Origin of the sequence: Aporhodopirellula aestuarii (assembly GCF_023701485.1) — a bacterium.
GTDB classification, from domain to species: domain Bacteria; phylum Planctomycetota; class Planctomycetia; order Pirellulales; family Pirellulaceae; genus Rhodopirellula; species Rhodopirellula aestuarii.
Genome location: NZ_JAMQBK010000042.1, coordinates 17,530 through 34,502, shown reverse-complemented (window position 1 = coordinate 34,502; position 16,973 = coordinate 17,530). Strand labels below are relative to the sequence as shown.

Sequence of the window (16,973 nt, the reverse complement as noted above, 5' to 3'; positions counted from 1 at the left end):
ATTCTTGCATCGCTGCAGACCGCTCAACCTGCTTCCCCCCCAGAATCCGCTAACCGTTCAGTCTGCAGCGAATGGTTCGTGATCTAGCAAGCTCGCGATCCGTTTCGCAGCCCGTTGGGCCGCTGAAACTGACGAGCCGCGAGGGACATCATCGGGCACGTTCAACGGAGACTCACTCATCGAGATCAACTTCGCAATCGCCGGCGTGAGATCGCGATCGCGTCTCAGCCAAACCCCCAACCCGAAACGCTCAACTCGCTCCGCGTTGTCAAACTGGTCAAAGGCCATCGGACGAACGATCTGAGGAACTTTTGCATCGATCGCACGGCTCGTCGTCCCGATGCCACCATGATGAATAATGCCACGACACCGCGGCAGCCACTCACCCAACGGCACGTATCCGACGCAGCGGACGTTTCGATACACGATACCACCGGGATTCGAGGGGCAACACCAAACCACCGGAACGCTCCGCAATTCACATATTTCAGCCACGCGGCTGACGAACGACTCGTCGCCGTGATGTGCCGAACCGGTCGTTACCAGCAACGGCCGCCCCGCCGGCAACTCCTCACCTTGCAACGACGATCCCCCGCCATCGTGCTTACCCGCGACTCGATCCTCTGAAACATCGGCGTCGGAACTACCGCGGTCGACGATCCCGTCATCGAGCGGAAAGCCGAGGCACTCCAACGGCGCCGCGAGCCCATCACCGGACGAGTATTTTTCGTAGATCTCGGGCGCATACCACGACGGATACAGGCCGAGCACCTGATCCGGCGAACACCACCACCGTTCCATGATGCGTCGCTGTGGACGCAGTCCAGCGCGGCGCCGGCGTTCCGCGTTGAGCGGTGCTCCGATCGCGCGATCCAAAAAAACATGATCGGCAAGGAAATACGTCAAGCGATTCCAACGCGACCATCCCTTGGGCAACATCGCCCGACCCAAACCGTGTTCAGGCAACAATCGGGGCGGCGTCTCGACATGGCGGAGCATCGCCGGTGCGAGATGCACGCTCGACAACCGACATCCCGGTGTCGTTTCACGAAAGACCCGCGAAGCAAAATCCAACGGATGGGCGACCAAGACGCTGCGGCCGGGTCGGTAAAGCTGATCGATGATTTTAAGATGCGGATGAAAAAACCTCTCCGCCACCTCGGTCAGCACACGACGGGCTCCCGTCCAAGGCCGCCAGAATCGAGATTGCGAAACAACCTGGTGAAACGACTCACTGTCGATCAAGACGTGGGCGTGCAGACCGAAGGCTTCCACCAAACCGGCGTAGGGCTCCGCCACGCTGACGTGACATTCAAAGCCACGGCGATCGAGTTCGCGGGCGATGGCGACCATCGGATTGACGTCACCGCGTGAGCCCGGTGCGGACAAAATCGCGAGCGGACGATCCCGGTTCGCCTGGGAATCGCTCACGTCCGGTCGATGTCGTATTCGGTGATCTTTCGATAGGCAGTCGCCCGACTGATACCGAGCAATTTGGCCGCTTCGGGAACACCGCCGCTGGTCCGGCTCAGTGCCTTCTCGATCAGCCGTCGCTCCCAGACGTCGATCCGCAGCGTGTCGATGTTCGACAACCCCGCGTCGCGAAGCCCCAAGTCGTCGGCAACGATCTCCGGTTCATCCGCCATCACAACCGCGCTGTCGATCACGTTGCGCAACTGCCGAACGTTGCCGGGCCACGGATACGTCAACAGCCGTTCGCGGGCATCCTCCGATAACGACAACTGAGGCCGGCCGTGTTGTTTTAAAAAGTGAACGAGAAAGTGATCGATCAGGATATTCAAGTCCTCGCCACGATCTCGCAGCGGCGGCACCGGCAACTCAAAAACGCTGAGCCGATAATACAGGTCTTCACGGAAGCGGCCATCACGAACGAATTCGGTGAGGTCGCGATTCGTCGCCGCGATCACTCGCACGTCCACCCTCACCTGTTTGCTCGCCCCGACAGGCAGGAACGGGTGCCCTTCGAGGATCCGCAGCAATTTTGCTTGGCCTTCCAACGTCATTTCCCCGATCTCGTCGAGGAACAATGTCCCTTGGTCGGCCTGCTCGAACAGACCGGTGTGATCGCTGTCCGCTCCGGTAAACGAACCTCGCTTGTGTCCGAACAATTGACTCTCGAGCAGGTCTCGCGGGATCGCTGCGCAGTTGACCGTCAACATCGGCCGGTCGTTCCGATTGCTCGACCGATGGACCGCACGGGCCACCAGCTCTTTACCCGATCCGCTCTCGCCACGAATCAACACCGAACCGCTGGCCCGTCCGACACGCGAGATACGCTCTTTGAGTTTCCGCATCGCTTTGCTATCACCGATCAACTCTCCCTGGTCGGCATTGCGATCGGCGATGCGTTGGTTTTCCACCTTGAGATTTTCGGTCAACGTCGATTGGGTCAAACCCATCGCGAGCAACCCCGCCGCCCCCACGGCCAGATCCACCAACGTGTCGGTGTAGGCATCGGTCTGACGGTGAAAGATCAGAACGCCCAGCGACTTGCTATCTTCGACGATCGGCACGATCAGGCAGTGAGTCGGAATGCCGCCGTTCTCGACCGTCCCGGGGTGTTCGCTGAGATAAACCTCGCCACCTTTGGCGACGCGTTTTAATTGAGCCCGGTCGAATTTCACCGGTGTGCTCTTTTGCGGGAACTGTCTCCGGATTTTCCAACGCCCATCGCCCGCATCGACCGCCAATGAAATGGTTTGTGACCCTGTTCGATCGAGCAACAACTCCAACGTCGTGTCGACCACCTCGCTCGGCTTCTGACCATTCAAGAGCGAAAGGCTGAGTTGGTAGAGATCGAGCAGATGTTCGGGCTGAGACACCAACTGGCCCGACTCCCGAACCACGTCCGAATCACGAGCCTTCCAATGATCGATGTCGTGGTAGAGCGTTTGCTGCAACGCATCGGCGCCCATCGGATCTTCCGCGGTCGTGACCAATTGCAGCGTCGTTTTTCCGATAACGATCTTGGTCTGATCAATCAGACGCGCGTCATCAACACGCTGCCCGTTGACGAGCGTGCCGTTGCGGCTATTGGTATCACGCAGATGCCACGCGTGATCTTCGTAATAAACGACCGCGTGGAACCGGCTGCTGTTCGGATCCGACAGCATGATATCGCATCCGATCGCCCGCCCGATGTGCATCGGTCGATCGGGATCGAGCGGATACTGGATCCCTTTTTCCTGCCCCGTCTGTACGGCAAGGTAAGCAGCCATCAGTGCCCCTTCCTTTCTGCTGGTTCTGCAAACATCTTTGCGAGTTGTTTCAACGCGATCGGAAACGCCTTGGATTCACTGCCGAACTCGATCCACCATCGTTCCAGCGTTTCAGCGGTTTCGTCGAATCCTTTCCCCACTGCCCAATCACTCGACGCCGAATCGAGCGACGACGACTCCTCCGACGACCACCAAAGATCGAGTGCCTCGGCAATCGGCAAACGATCACCGGCCAACAAACCGATATCGGCCGCTTGGCTGAGCACCAAGGGAATACAGCCGATCGACCACGGCAGTTCTAAATTCGGTTTACTCTCAAAATCGACCGTTGTGTCCGCGGCACTCGAAACGCTACTACCGCCGCCCGGCTTCGCGGCACCGAGACCCTGCGGAGCGTTCGGGCCCGCAACTCCGGTAGATGCGTGCGTGCGAGTGTGCGAGTCGATCGCGATTTGTGTTATCTGATAGACCAGTCGCAGCCACTCCGGAACGCTCGGCGAAATGTCAGTCAGGACCGCTTCGATCCAAACGCAGCATTGATAACTGCTCCGTCCCGCCGCCCCGGTTCGCAGCGGCTGCACCGCGTGGACGGTGACGCGATTGGGCCACCAATTTTTAGGCGGGGCACCGTTCCAAATGCGTTTTCCGATCGAACGCACCATCCCTGGACCGTACGCCTCATACGCTTGCTTCAGGGGCGCATACCGCAAACGCAATTGATCGGCGAACCGTGGCGAATCGGCAGCCAACATGCGGCGGCAATTGTCGATCGAACGATGAATCGCAGCCGCCGTTTGGTCCGATTGCAATTGCGAATGCCCTGACCGCAGCAACGCGACCTCACAGGCTTGCGGTGTGATCGGGGCGTCGTTTCCGGCGGAAACCAATTCGTCGCTGAGATGATCCCAAAACATCCGTTCGGAAACGGCTGCCGAGATCAAACGCTCGCTCAAACGTTCGGCTTCGCTGATGAATTGCGACGTCGCCTGAGCATCTTTTAACGCGAAACCGCCCACTGACTTCCGTCCGCCCGCGGTCGCGGCGTGCGCGTGGAAATTGGGTGCGGCGCACGACTGCACCGCACGCACGAGACTTAACGATGTCGACGCGATCCAGTGAAGTTTCAACAGTCGTCTCGCAAGTGTTCTTGAATCCACTGTTCGAGTTCCTCGAAATCGACCGAGGGCAGCACATTCAAATCGGGACGAAGTTTTACCGCGTCGCGGATATAGACGTGATGAATCTCTGACTGCGCCCGATCAGTATTCCAGTGCAGCAGAATCCGGATGCAGCGTGGCAGCGATCGCTCGACGGAAACCTCGTAACTACACAACAACGGGACCTCCAGCCATCCGAGCTGGCGAGCGGCGAGGGCCGGGAATTCGCTCTGCAGATCCTTGGTTACCGTAAAAATCGCACTCGCGACGTCGACGGTTTGAATTTCGTTACGCCGAATCATCAGCGCCAGCAACTGAGTCGTTGCCTTCAAGATTTCGTCTCGATCGTCAGTGTCGACTGTCGTCGCACCGCGTACGCCCCGGCATACCATCATCGTCAATGCAAGCCATTCAGGAATCAAAGCAGAAGCATGGAAACCAAAATCTTGCCCGGCTGCGGTGCCCACGGCGTGAACATGATGCCCACGGCGGGAACATCAGAGGTTGCGCCTTCGGATGCGGCGAAATTACGCGGGAGAAGAAAGGCCATGGCTGGTGAGACCCACCAACGACAACAGAATACCCGTCATCTCAATTTGCGACCAGCGGTATTTTCTCATTTTGCGACGCAATCACATTGATTTCCCGACGCGCGTTCAGGCCTCGCTGCCGACGCTCAATTCCCGCACCAGATTCTCCAACGAACACGTCCGAGCGAGGATCGGCAATTTGGCTTGCAGGCCGCTCCCGGTGACTCGACCGCCCAACATCGCAACGGCTTGCACCTGTGAAATCGCGCGATCGATCATGACGGGGCTCGGCAGCGATGGGCGGCTAGGATTTCCCGCCTCCGCATTTTCGTCGTTCATTTGCAAACCCAAGATCCCGATCGAAAGCCGTTCTCCGAGGTCCGATTTATCCGCCGACGCGAGGCTCAGTCCGACCGACGCGGCCGCACCGCAGATTTGCTCGGCACGATGCAGCGACTCGCTTTCCTGACAGTCGGGCAACGACACCAGCAACGTTGAGTGGTTTAAACAACCGATCCGGTCCTGACTCCGCATCGCCGCACGAACGAGTTGTAACAGCGAACGCATGGTCGCCGCTCCCGGTTGCCCCGAAAGTGTCACTGCCATCAAAAGATTCGAGCGTCCTCCAGCGGGTGAAACGGCCAACGTCTCGGCGATCCCGTCGATCATCGTTTCTCGGTCGGGCAGGTAGGCGAGTCCTCGCGGAGGTTCGGAGTCTCCATCGGCTCGCAATGTGGCGGACAATTTCGCGAGTTGCACGGCCTCCACCTCAGCCGCATGATCGACGCCCTTCGGCTGGACCGCTTCTTCAACGCTCTCGCTGACCGCCAACGCGTCCGACGCGATCGACGAAACGACCGGATCGTTTTCCCCGATTGCCGATTCGATCGGGTTGGGATCCGCCGAGGGGAGTTTCGACGGATTGCTCACCAAGGCCGCCGCGACCGGAGCCGCTGGTCCGGCATCCGCCTCAACCTTCTCGTTGACACGGATGAAACGCTCCGCCTCGATGTAGTGTGCACAGTTGCGTCCGGCTTCCTTGGACCGATAGAGCGCGTCGTCGACACGTTGCAACCATTCGTCGGAAGACTGCTGGGGTTGGAGTTTGCCGATTCCAACGCTCATCGTGACTTTAAGACGTTTTCCTTCAAAGCGGATTTCACGGTTACTCACCGCGTGCCGCGTTTTTTCGATCAGATCGATCGCTTCTTCGTAGTCCGACTCGTCGATCAACGCACAGAACTCTTCGCCACCAAACCGCGCGACCAAGCCATAAGGCTGCAGCCTGGCCTCCAACATGCTCGCGACGCTCCTCAGGACTTCGTCACCAATCCGGTGCCCGTGCTCGTCGTTAAACCGCTTAAAGAAATCGATATCGAGGATCGCCAGCACTCCGGCACCGGAGTACCCCTTGGAGAATTCGTAATCCAAACGCTTGTCAAATGCACCACGGTTGGAGAGCTGCGTGAGTGCGTCGGTCTCGGCACGCTGTTCGGCGGATTGCAATTGCTTCGTCTGCTCACGCAATCGTTCCTGGGCATCTTCGAGCTGGCTGCGCATCGTTTCATTCGCCGCCAAAAGTTGCTCGACCGCATCAATAATTTCTGGTGGAGCTCCCGATAAATCGCTCGCGTGGAGCACGCCGTTGACGGCATCCACTTTGGTTTGGTGCTCGTCCACGTTGGCGGCAACGATCGCGGCGAAGGCGCGGATGCGGTCGGCTACCGTGGCGACCTTTTCAGGCGTGAGCGAATCCGGGGCCTTCTCTCGGATTGATACCCTGGACGGATTATCGGTGCTATTCCTTCGACCGGCCGCAGAGTCGAGATCCCGCGGCGACTGATCGTCCGCGGGTACGGTGACGTTCTGGGGCATCCCTGGAGAGGGTCCACCCGCTCGATGCAAGGCGTGCATGACCCAGCCGCAACAAATCCCTGCACCGCCGCAACTGCCCGCAATAATGATGTCGAGTAACACTAATTCTGCCCTGCCTATGCAATGCTCGCTTTGTACCAATATCCAGTTGATGTATAGCTCGCATTAGGAGGCAGTCAAAAAGAAAGCGAGAAGCCACCAAGGGACGATACCCATTGCACCCATTCCTCCTGTTTTACCGCCTCTTTTGCTTAACTCCCGAAAATAAGCACATTTTGACATGGTCAAATGCTGGTTTATCTCAAATACTTGTGTGAACCACGTTACTGGTCTACGTTCCCGCAAGGATTGGGTTTTTATGTCGACTTTCGCTCCCCTGGCCCCCTCAAGTTTTACTGGGGCTCCCGCCAACTCCCCTCCCGCCACCTCGCCCGCCAAAAAATTGTCCGACGTCGAAGGGATCGCTCAGGCATCAGCCAACAAACGAGCCCGGATCTTAGAATCGGATGAGCGTTCCATTCGATTGGATGCCGCCGAAACGCCCCTGGCAGCTGGTGCACTCGCTTTGGAAACCGCCGTTTCAGTGCTCGCACAGAGCGCCGTCGCCGAGCTCCGTTTTCTACGTGTTGACGAGAACGACGCTGAAATCCATTTGAGCGGTAGCGTTCGCAGCTTCTATCACAAACAACTCGCTCAAGAAGCGATTCGTCCCATCGCCGCTGGACGTCAAGTCATCAACCGCGTTGACGTTTGCACGAACTGTTAAGCAGGTCTGCAGGAATCATCTGGCGAAACTGCCGCGAACTGTAGGCCGGACCGAGGCTTTGCGAGTTCCGNNTCCTTGGTCCGGCCTACGCCGAAACATTCCGATCAGCGGAATTCTCGTTATACCGAATCACTTCTAGGTACCTGCTTAAGCGATCGATTGAGAAGCGGGCGGACATTGCCCGCCCCGACCTGTCATGCTCGAACTCACTGCATTTCGGCGAGTGAGTGCATCGAGTCTTTGAGATTGCCGTAGAGATCGCGGTAGACAGGGAACAATTTGTTGTAGATCGCCTTGGCTTTGGCGTCCGGTTTGGTTTCTTCGGCGACTTCGATCGTGGCCGCACACGCGGACGTCACCGACTTGTAGGCGCCGTCACCGACCGCAGCCAACAGCGCCACGCCGTAAGCGGCGCCCTGTTCGACCCGCAGGGTGGTGATCTTCTTGCCAAACACGTCGGCTTGCATCTGACGCCACAGCTTGTTCTTGCTGCCGCCTCCGGACGCACGAACTTGACGGACCGGCACACCGAGCGACTCGATGATCTCAAGGCTGTCACGTAAAGCGAACGTGATCCCCTCCATCACGCTGCGGGTCATCGCACCGCGATCGTGAGTCAAGTTCATTCCGACAAACGCACCTCGCGCTCGTGGGTCCGCATGCGGGGTACGTTCTCCGTTGAGATAGGGCAGGAACAACAACGCACCGCTACCCGCCGGCGCCGCGGCGGCTTCCCGGGTTGCCGCTTCATAACTCTTCGCCGCTGGAACACCAGCCAACCCTTGCAACACGTTTTCGACCCACCACTGCAACGATCCGCCGCTGGTCAGGTTCACGCCCATCATGTGCCACTTGCCGCGAACCGCGTGACAGAACGTATGCAACCGGCCGCCCTTGTCGATGCTCGGTTCATCGCTGTGAACGAACATCACGCCGCTGGTTCCGATCGACGTGCTGAGCAGTCCTTTCTTGACGATGCCGTTTCCGATCGCCCCCGCCGCGCAATCACCCGCGCCACCAACGACCTTGCATGCTGTCGTGAGGCCGAGCTGCTTGGCAGCTTCCGCGGTCAATGTCCCAGTCACGTCTTCGGATTCCACCACGCGTGGCAGCAGATCCGTATCGAGGCCGAGTTTGCCTAACAACTCCGACGACCATTGACGTGCTTTCACGTCGAGCAACAACGTGCCGCTGGCGTCACTGACCTCGGTCACGTAGTCGCCGATCAAGCGCCGACGGATTTCATCTTTCGGCAGCAACACTTTTGCGAGTCGGTCGTAGTTGCGTTTTTCGTTATCACGCAGCCACAAAATTTTGGGAGCTTGGAACCCGGTCAGAGCCGGGTTGGCGACCATGCCGATCAGTTTTTCAGGTGAGCCGGCCGCTGACGTGATCGCGTCACACTGTTCGGCCGTGCGTTGATCATTCCACAGGATTGCGGGCCGGATGACTTGGTCTTTCGCGTCCAAGAAAACCGATCCGTGCATCTGGCCGGACAAACCGATCGCTTTGACTTCGGATTTGTCGACTTTGGCCTGACGCATGACCGCTTTGACGGTCTTGACGGTGGCCTTCCACCAATCTTCGGGATCTTGTTGCGTCCAGCCCGGACGGGGCTGCTCCATCGGATAAGTGGCGTCGGATTCGGCAAGCACTTTGCCTGATTCGTCGATAAGCAGGGTTTTCGTGCCGCTGGTACCTACATCGATTCCGAGATAGTAAGACATGGAGCGAGATCACTGATGAAAAAGAGGGAGCAAAACGGGTTTGAACAAGGCAGCACTATAACGCGTAGCACGCTCGCTTTGTTAAGCGGGCCGCAGTCTCCCCGCAAACTTTTATTCCCGCACATCGATCATCTTTCCATGCGTTTCCCAGACCGCTCCGGCGAACGTCCCCACCGCTCGCCAACGCCATCCGACTTGCCACGCCGCGAATGGTTAGCCGGGGCGATATCGGTGATTTCCCTTGCCGGTTGCCGCTCGGAAACGCAGACGACGGACTCCTCGGCGAGTCCCCGTCGGACCGACGTGCCGCTGCGGATCGTCTGGGTCGGTGACGAGTCGGAAACCGAAATTCTCCGCCGAACCTGGGGCTCGATCAGCGAGCAACCGCTCGACATTCGCCTCGTCGATGCTCCCCGTCCGAAGCCGGACGCCGACTCCGCCGCCGACGCGAAGCTGAACCTCGGGCGGGAACTTTTCGACAAAGCGGGCGCCGCCGACGTGATCATCTATCCCGTCGCGATGATGTCGGAACTCGTTGCGGAAAAACGCCTCATGCCGCTGCTGACCCGTTCGGAAGCGGCGAAAAAGCAAACCGTCGATCAAACCGACGACGATGCCGCCGCTTTGCTCGCCAACTCGGACACATCGCCCATCCCCGTTGCCCTTCGCATCGCGACCAGTTTTTCGGGCGAACGCCTCGCCACGCCGCTGGGCGGCTACCTACCCGCGCTCGTGCTGGGTGAAGAATCGCAAAACATTGCTCTCGACGACTGGGACGCCTATGAAGCGTTCGTCAAATCGTCGGGCGGAGCATGTTGCGAGCCGACCGCACCGACCTGGGCCGGATCAATGTATCTATGGCGATTGGCCAGCAGCCTGACCGCGACGTGGCTCTTCGAACGCGAGTCGTTGCAACCGCTCTTTAGCGAACCGGAATATGTCGCCGTTCTGGAACAGATGCGACGAACCGTCAAACAATCCGCTGATGCGTCCAAAGGCCGCACTCCCGGCGAGATCTACAACGCGGTCATGCGAGGTGAACTGCTAGGCGGAATCGGATTCCCACAACCCAATCACGCCCGCGCAACCGCCGAGTCCGCCAACGACGGAGGCGGGACGGTGACGCTCGCGTCGTTGCCGGCGGGCTCGAGCAGCAAACGGCTTGAGCAAACACAACTCGGCCTGCGGCTGGACCCCAGTCGTGGAATGGTTGACCCCTTTATGTTGGTCGGTTCCCTCGCCGCGTCATGCCGCCAAACCGCAGCCGCGGACACGTTCCTAAATTGGATCTCCGGTGGGCAAGGCAGCGAACCGTTGTACCGCGGAATCAGCTCCATCGTCGACACCCGGACCGCGCCGAGCGAGTCGACCAACAACCCACTCGAAAACTACCGCGGTTGGCTCAACACTCAATTGTCCAACGCGAGTTTCGTCACGACGCTGCAGTTAATCGGGGCAGCCGAATACTACGACGTCCTCGACGAAGTCGTGCGATCGTGTGTCCATGGTGATCAATCGGCACAGGACGCCTGCGCCGAGCTCACGGACCGATGGGCCCGTTTGCATCGCAAATATGACTTGCCCACCCAAAAGCGAACGTGGCGACGGGCCCAAGGACTCTCCTAAGCCGAACCTGCTCATCAGTTCACAATAAAACCGCCGCGTCTGGAACGAGGGCTGTGTTTCGCAACCCGGCGTTTTGAAACAGCTGTGACGCTCGGGAGGCTACAATGAGACGTCTGCGTGCACCCTCGCATGTACGTTGTCACGTTTTGAAAACTCAAGCCACCCGATGAACTCCCATGCGTCACTTTTTCCCCGGTCTGGTCTGTTGCTGTTTCTACTTGGCGTCGGCCGCAGTCGCTGACGCCCGCGAGTGGTCATCGCCAGATGGCCGTTATCGCGTTGAAGCCGAAGCAATCGCGTTTGACGACAAAACCGTCGTCCTTAAGAAACCAACCGGTCAACTCCTTGCCGTGGAATTGGCCGAACTCAGCCCCGCGGATCAGGATTACGTCAAATCGCGTGAGGCCAAAGAAGCGTACGCCCAATCAGTCGACCAGATGCAAACATGGACCGCCGACGACGGAATGAAAGTCCGCGGCCGGATCCTTGCCTACGGACGAAAAGATCTCACCGTCCGCCGACAACTCGGCAAAATGATCGTCAATGACAAGCGGTTCGCCGCCATGGATCCGCTTCATCAAAAAATCACGTTGACAATCATCTCCAAACTCGTCGGTCAGGAAATTGAGGACGAAAAGGCGTTCGAAGAATGGGGCAAAACCCTCCGCGCCGACACGAGAACGTTTCCGCTCGAAGGCGTTTTGATGAAGCTTGAAAGCGGTGATGAAATTGGCGTGCCGTTCTTCTTGTTTGCCGAAGAGGAACAGGAACTTCTTCAACCGGGCTGGAAGACGTGGCTCGAAAGCGAATCGAACTCAGAGGCTCAGCAGCGTGAGAGTTTGATGCTACAAACGCAAGCGATGGAGTATCAACGCGACCGCCAGAACCGAAACCAAATCGAGGCACTCAAACTTGGACTCCTCGCCACGGCCACCGGTGTCGTATCGATTTGGGAAGTCATCCTCGAACCGGCCCAAGGCAACTACTATCGCCGTACCAGCGTGATGGTTCCGGCTCAGAACAGCGCAGCCGCCGAACAGATGGTACTGCAAAAACATCCCGGATTCCGAGTCGTTGGCGTTCGCCGCGCAAGCCGCTGATCGACTCACGCTCCGGATTACCGGACAATGAAAAATGGCGGTATCCGACACAATTTCGCTGCCCCGATCCCCGATCGCAGCGTCGTGACCATCATCGTCGCTGCGGTGTCGTCCGCTTTGTCGCAACATCTGGCTGATCAACGAAAACGGCATCATGGTATTGTCGCATACACAGTCTCTCGGCGTCAGTCATACTTAATCCAACGTCTGTTCCCCGAGTCACCGCGGTCCCCAGCGACATCGCCTCCACAAATCCTCACATGACCTTTGATTTGACGCACCCATATTGCGATCGCGATCAATAGTTCGGCTTCGACGACCCGGCATCTCGCCCTCTCGCAGGTCCATCCATCTCGCACTATGTTCAAGAGGCAGCCCTCTTTGAACGTCCGCCACGGGCGACGTCTCCCGCACCGTAGAGATCGACGATGAAACCAAACACATTGTTAGCATTGGCGCTGTTGGTTGGCCTACCAATATTCAGCGCGTGTGACCGGACAGATGATGGAGACAAAAGCAGCATCAGCGAGCGTCCGGCCCAGAAAGTTTCCTACGCCGTTGCGACGAAGGAAGATGTGATCGACTACGTCGAACTCGTAGGACGGTTGGCTGCCGATGAACGCGTGGTGATTCAGTCGCGCGTCTCGGGTTTTTTGCTCAAAACTCACTTTGTCGATGGCCAACAAGTCAATGCTGGCGATCTTCTGTTCTCGATCGAGCCCGACGAGTACGAAGCGATTTACAATCAAGCCCAGGCTCAAATCTCGGTCGCTGAAACTCGACTCGACCTGGCCAAAAAGAAATTCGAACGCTCGAAAAAGCTAATCGAAAACGACGCGATCTCTCGTGAAGAATTCGACGAGAACCAATCCTCGGTTGCCGAAGCCGCCGCGCAAGTGATCGCGAGCCGCGCCGATGCCGAACGCGTCAAACTTGACGTCGGATACACCAAAATCCTTTCGCCGATCACCGGCCGAGTCGACCGGGCCCTGCTCGACGAAGGTAACTTCGTCACCGGCGGATTGGCGGGCGGGACGGTTTTGACGACCGTGGTGAAAGACCAACCGATCAAAGCCGTGGCAAACGTGAACGAAAACGTGCGGCTGAAATTCATGCGACGCCGGCGCGAAGTGGCAGGCGATGATTTCAAAGAAGCCGACAAACTCGACGAACTTCACATCCCCTGCTATCTGCAACTGCAAGACGAAACCGGGTTCCCACACGAAGGCGAACTCGAGTACGCCGAGGTGCAGATCAATGAACAAACCGGGACATCACAAATCCGCGGCGTGTTTGACAACACCAACGGGTTGCTGCAACCGGGAATGTTTGCCCGTTTGAAAGTGCCGGTTTCCGATCCGCACCCCGCGGTCCTGATCCCCGACTCCGCCGTCGGTAACGATCAAGCAACGAAATTCGTATACGTGATTAATAACAAGAACGAGATCGAACACCGAACCGTCGAAATCGGTGACCGCCGAGACGACATGCGAGTGATCCTTTCGGGAGTGCAACCGGACGAATCCGTCGTGGTTGCCGGAATGCAATTGGTTCAACCGGGGATGAAAGTCACGCCGGTCTTGAGGGGCCAATAGAGGCCGTTTCAAGCAGTTCTCAGATCGCGAATGACCGCCCTGAGAACCATTCACATCCGACGGGCCTTCCACTTACAACACGACCATGTCCCAATTCTTTATCCATCGACCGATCTTCGCTTGCGTCATCTCGGTCCTGATCGTTTTGGCGGGCGGTATTTTTGTCTGGACGCTGCCGATCGCCCAGTATCCCGACATCACGCCGCCGTCGGTGCTCGTCACGACGAAGTACCCGGGTGCCAGCAGCGAGGTGGTCGCCGAAACGGTCGCCGCACCGATCGAGCAACAGGTCACCGGCGTTGAAAACATGCTCTACATGTCGAGCCAATCGACCAACGACGGCGGTTACTCACTCACCGTCACGTTCGACGTGGGTACCGATCTCGACATGGCTCAAGTGCTCGTGCAGAACCGCGTGAACCTCGCCCAACCGGTCCTGCCCGCCGAAGTCAAAAGCATCGGCGTCTCGGTGGTCAAAGCGTCGGCCAGCTCGCTGCTGGCGGTTACGTTTTTCTCTCCCGATCAATCACGCGATCAGTTGTACCTGAGCAACTTTGCCACGATTCGCGTTAAAGATGAACTCGCGCGAATCGCCGGTGTCGGCAACATCACCATCATCGGTCAGCGTGACTACAGCATGCGGGTTTGGTTAGACCCCAATCGCATGGCCGCCCTCGGTCTCACCGCGAGCGATGTCATCGCTTCGCTCAAAGAACAAAACATCCAAGTCGCCGCCGGTGCCCTCGGCCGACCGCCGGTCCCCAGTGGCCAGGATTTTCAATACACACTCAAAACGCTTGGCCGGCTATCCACCGCGGAAGAATTCGCGGACATCGTCGTCAAGACCGGTGCAGATGGCCAAATCGTGCGTCTGAGCGAAGTCGTCACCGACAAACGCGTCGACGAAGACGGTAAGGAATTCGGCGGGATCGGATTCGGATCCGGATTCGAAGACACCAAATGCAAGCTCGATGGTGTCGCGGCGTCAGGTTTGATGATTTTTCAATTACCAGGCTCCAACGCACTCGATACCGCCAACCTGGTTCGTGCCAAAATGGAGGAACTTCGGACGAACTTCCCCGCCGGCGTTGAGTACTCGATCAGCTACGACACCACCCCGTTTATCAGCGAATCAATCCATGAGGTGTTCAAGTCGTTGCGAGACGCGATCATCCTCGTCGCGATCGTTGTCCTCGTATTCCTGCAATCCTGGCGCGCGGCCATCATCCCTTTGATCGCCGTGCCGGTCGCGATCATTGGTACCTTCGCGGTGATGGCGGGTATCGGTTTCAGCCTCAACAACCTGTCGCTCTTTGGGCTCGTGCTGGCGATCGGGATCGTTGTTGATGATGCGATCGTGGTGGTCGAAGCGATCGAACACAAACTCGAACACGGCATGGGTCCGGTGGAAGCGGCCGAGCAAGCGATGCGAGAAGTCACGACACCGATCATCGCGATTTCGCTCGTGTTGATGTGCGTGTTTATCCCGTGTCTGTTCATCTCAGGGATCACCGGTCAATTTTTCAAACAGTTCGCCGCGACGATCGCGGTTTCAACGTTCTTCAGCGCCGTCAACTCGCTCACCCTCAGCCCCGCGTTGAGTGCGTTACTACTGCGTCCGAAATCGGAACAGAACGATTGGTTCTCGCGTGGGATGAATTTCCTGTTCGGTTGGTTCTTCAACCTCTTTAATCGATTCTTTGGCGCGGTATCGGAAGCCTACGCGTCGGCGGCGGGATGGCTGGTTCGACTTTCGTTTGTCGTGATGCTGATTTATGCCGGGTTGTTGTGGGGTACCTACAAAGGCATGACGACGGTGCCGACCGGCTTCGTGCCCGCCCAGGACAAAGGCTACCTGCTCGTCGACATTCAATTGCCGGACTCGGCGTCTCTTGAACGAACCGAACGGGTGGTCACGAAATTGAGTCAAGCATTACTGGGCGAACGAAGCGGCAATAGCCTGCAATTGGCGAAATCCGTCACCACAGCACGCACTCACGACGGTGAACACCATCGCGCCGCCAGCACCACTGAAGCGATGGCGGGTGTCGATCACACGCTCGAGATCGTCGGCCAATCCTTCGTGCAAAACGCAGTCGGTTCGAATTTCGCATCGGTGTTCGTAATCTTGGATCCCTTCCACGATCGCGAAGACGACGAGTTGTATTCCGAACGCATCGCAATGAAAGTCCGACAAGCCGCTGCGGATGAAATCCTGGATGCCCGCGTGGCTGTCTTTGGACCGCCCCCCGTCGACGGCTTGGGCAGCGGTGGCGGCTTCAAAATCATGGTTCGGGACGTGGGACAAATGGGGCTAACCGAACTCGAAAAGGTCACCACCGCAGTGGCGGCGGCCGGCACCAAAGAACCCGAGATTTTGGGGATGCAGAGCGGATTTCGCGCCGACACACCTCAAATGTTCGTGGATGTCGATCGAGCCAAATGCAAGATGATGAACATCTCGTTGACCGAGGTTTTCACAACCTTGCAAACGTATCTGGGCGGTTACTACGTCAATGACTTCAACGCCTTCGGACGCACCTGGCAAGTGAACCTGCAAGCCGATCCGATGTTCCGTTTGACACCTGACCAAATCACCCAGCTCTACGTGCGGTCCAACAGCGGCGAGATGGTTCCGCTCGGCTCGGTCGTGCAAGTCAAGGACACCACCGGCCCCGCCGCGGTGCAGCGTTACAACGGATTCGCGGCGGCCGCGATCAACGGCATGGCCATGCCAGGCGTGAGTTCAGGCGATTCGATCAAGACCGTCGAAAAAGTCGTCGCCGACACACTCCCGTTTGGCTTCGACACCCAGTGGACCGAACTGACGTATTTGCAAATCCAAGCGGGCAACACCGCGCTGATCGTGTTTGCGCTCGCCGTTGTGTTGGTGTTCCTGGTACTGGCCGCGCAATACGAAAGCTTGAAACTGCCCTTGGCGGTTGTGCTGGTGGTCCCGATGTGCTTGCTGTGTTCGGTCATCGGCGTGGCCATGGCTGGCATGGACATCAACATATTTGTCCAAATTGGATTCATCGTTTTGGTCGGACTGGCGAGCAAGAACGCGATTCTGATCGTTGAATTTGCCAAGGAACAACAGGAACAAGGCCTCAGTAAATTTGACGCAACGATCCAAGCCTGCCGACTGCGGTTGCGGCCGATCATCATGACCTCTCTCGCGTTCATCCTCGGCGTCGTGCCACTCGTGCTCGGCAGCGGCGCCGGTGCGGAGATGCGTTCGACGTTGGGCATCGCCGTGTTCTCAGGGATGTTGGGTGTCACGTTTTTCGGCATCTTCTTGACACCTGTCTTCTATTTCCTGCTCGCCAATCGCACCTCCAAGCCAACGGAAAGCTAG

The 16,973-nt window shown here is 58.0% G+C and carries 11 protein-coding genes; 5 read left to right on the top strand and 6 right to left on the bottom strand.

Annotated elements, in window-relative coordinates; genetic code table 11:
• Positions 1–57: 57 nt before the first annotated feature.
• The 5 genes from NB063_RS16260 to NB063_RS16240 form a co-directional block, all read right to left on the bottom strand.
• A complete protein-coding gene (locus NB063_RS16260; RefSeq protein ID WP_250929797.1) occupies positions 58–1,431 on the bottom strand; it encodes a nucleotide disphospho-sugar-binding domain-containing protein in 1,374 nt (457 codons plus the stop codon).
• Entirely contained in the window at positions 1,428–3,239 is a 1,812-nt protein-coding gene (locus NB063_RS16255) for a sigma 54-interacting transcriptional regulator (protein ID WP_250929796.1), read from the bottom strand. Before NB063_RS16255 ends, NB063_RS16260 begins: the two co-directional genes overlap by 4 nt.
• Positions 3,239–4,366: a hypothetical protein gene (locus NB063_RS16250; RefSeq protein ID WP_250929795.1), complete on the bottom strand. Its 1,128-nt coding sequence runs from the start codon at positions 4,364–4,366 to the stop codon at positions 3,239–3,241. Before NB063_RS16250 ends, NB063_RS16255 begins: the two co-directional genes overlap by 1 nt.
• Positions 4,363–4,791 (bottom strand): chorismate mutase, encoded by a 429-nt coding sequence (aroH, locus tag NB063_RS16245; protein WP_250929854.1) that lies wholly within the window; start codon positions 4,789–4,791, stop codon positions 4,363–4,365. Before aroH ends, NB063_RS16250 begins: the two co-directional genes overlap by 4 nt.
• Positions 4,792–5,052: 261 nt before the next feature.
• Positions 5,053–6,903 (bottom strand): GGDEF domain-containing protein, encoded by a 1,851-nt coding sequence (locus NB063_RS16240; protein ID WP_250929794.1) that lies wholly within the window; start codon positions 6,901–6,903, stop codon positions 5,053–5,055.
• 256 nt (positions 6,904–7,159) lie between these two features.
• On the opposite strand from NB063_RS16240, the gene NB063_RS16235 reads away from it, so the two are divergent.
• Entirely contained in the window at positions 7,160–7,567 is a 408-nt protein-coding gene (locus NB063_RS16235; protein WP_250929793.1) for a BON domain-containing protein, read from the top strand.
• A gap of 206 nt (positions 7,568–7,773) precedes the next feature.
• On the opposite strand, the gene xylB is transcribed toward NB063_RS16235, so the two are convergent.
• The gene (xylB, locus tag NB063_RS16230; protein WP_250929792.1) at positions 7,774–9,294 is read right to left on the bottom strand and encodes a xylulokinase; all 1,521 of its coding nucleotides are present in this window, start codon (positions 9,292–9,294) and stop codon (positions 7,774–7,776) included.
• Positions 9,295–9,432: 138 nt separating this feature from the next.
• On the opposite strand from xylB, the gene NB063_RS16225 reads away from it, so the two are divergent.
• The 4 genes from NB063_RS16225 (at position 9,433) to NB063_RS16210 (ending at position 16,973) form a co-directional block, all read left to right on the top strand.
• Positions 9,433–10,920: an ABC transporter substrate-binding protein gene (locus NB063_RS16225; protein WP_250929791.1), complete on the top strand. Its 1,488-nt coding sequence runs from the start codon at positions 9,433–9,435 to the stop codon at positions 10,918–10,920.
• Positions 10,921–11,096: 176 nt separating this feature from the next.
• Positions 11,097–12,020 (top strand): SHD1 domain-containing protein, encoded by a 924-nt coding sequence (locus tag NB063_RS16220; protein WP_250929790.1) that lies wholly within the window; start codon positions 11,097–11,099, stop codon positions 12,018–12,020.
• 428 nt (positions 12,021–12,448) lie between these two features.
• Positions 12,449–13,615 carry an efflux RND transporter periplasmic adaptor subunit gene (locus NB063_RS16215; RefSeq protein WP_250929789.1) on the top strand — a complete coding sequence of 389 codons (1,167 nt, stop codon included), beginning with the start codon at positions 12,449–12,451 and terminating at the stop codon, positions 13,613–13,615.
• 85 nt (positions 13,616–13,700) lie between these two features.
• Entirely contained in the window at positions 13,701–16,973 is a 3,273-nt protein-coding gene (locus NB063_RS16210) for an efflux RND transporter permease subunit (RefSeq protein WP_250929788.1), read from the top strand.

Excerpts from the sequence above, each read along its gene's own strand:
- NB063_RS16255 (WP_250929796.1), bottom strand. The coding sequence starts at position 3,239 with ATGGCTGCTTACCTTGCCGTACAGACGGGGCAGGAAAAAGGGATCCAG.
- aroH (WP_250929854.1), bottom strand. The coding sequence starts at position 4,791 with ATGATGGTATGCCGGGGCGTACGCGGTGCGACGACAGTCGACACTGAC.
- NB063_RS16235 (WP_250929793.1), top strand. The coding sequence starts at position 7,160 with ATGTCGACTTTCGCTCCCCTGGCCCCCTCAAGTTTTACTGGGGCTCCC.
- xylB (WP_250929792.1), bottom strand. The coding sequence starts at position 9,294 with ATGTCTTACTATCTCGGAATCGATGTAGGTACCAGCGGCACGAAAACC.
- NB063_RS16225 (WP_250929791.1), top strand. The coding sequence starts at position 9,433 with ATGCGTTTCCCAGACCGCTCCGGCGAACGTCCCCACCGCTCGCCAACG.
- NB063_RS16220 (WP_250929790.1), top strand. The coding sequence starts at position 11,097 with ATGCGTCACTTTTTCCCCGGTCTGGTCTGTTGCTGTTTCTACTTGGCG.
- NB063_RS16215 (WP_250929789.1), top strand. The coding sequence starts at position 12,449 with ATGAAACCAAACACATTGTTAGCATTGGCGCTGTTGGTTGGCCTACCA.
- NB063_RS16210 (WP_250929788.1), top strand. The coding sequence starts at position 13,701 with ATGTCCCAATTCTTTATCCATCGACCGATCTTCGCTTGCGTCATCTCG.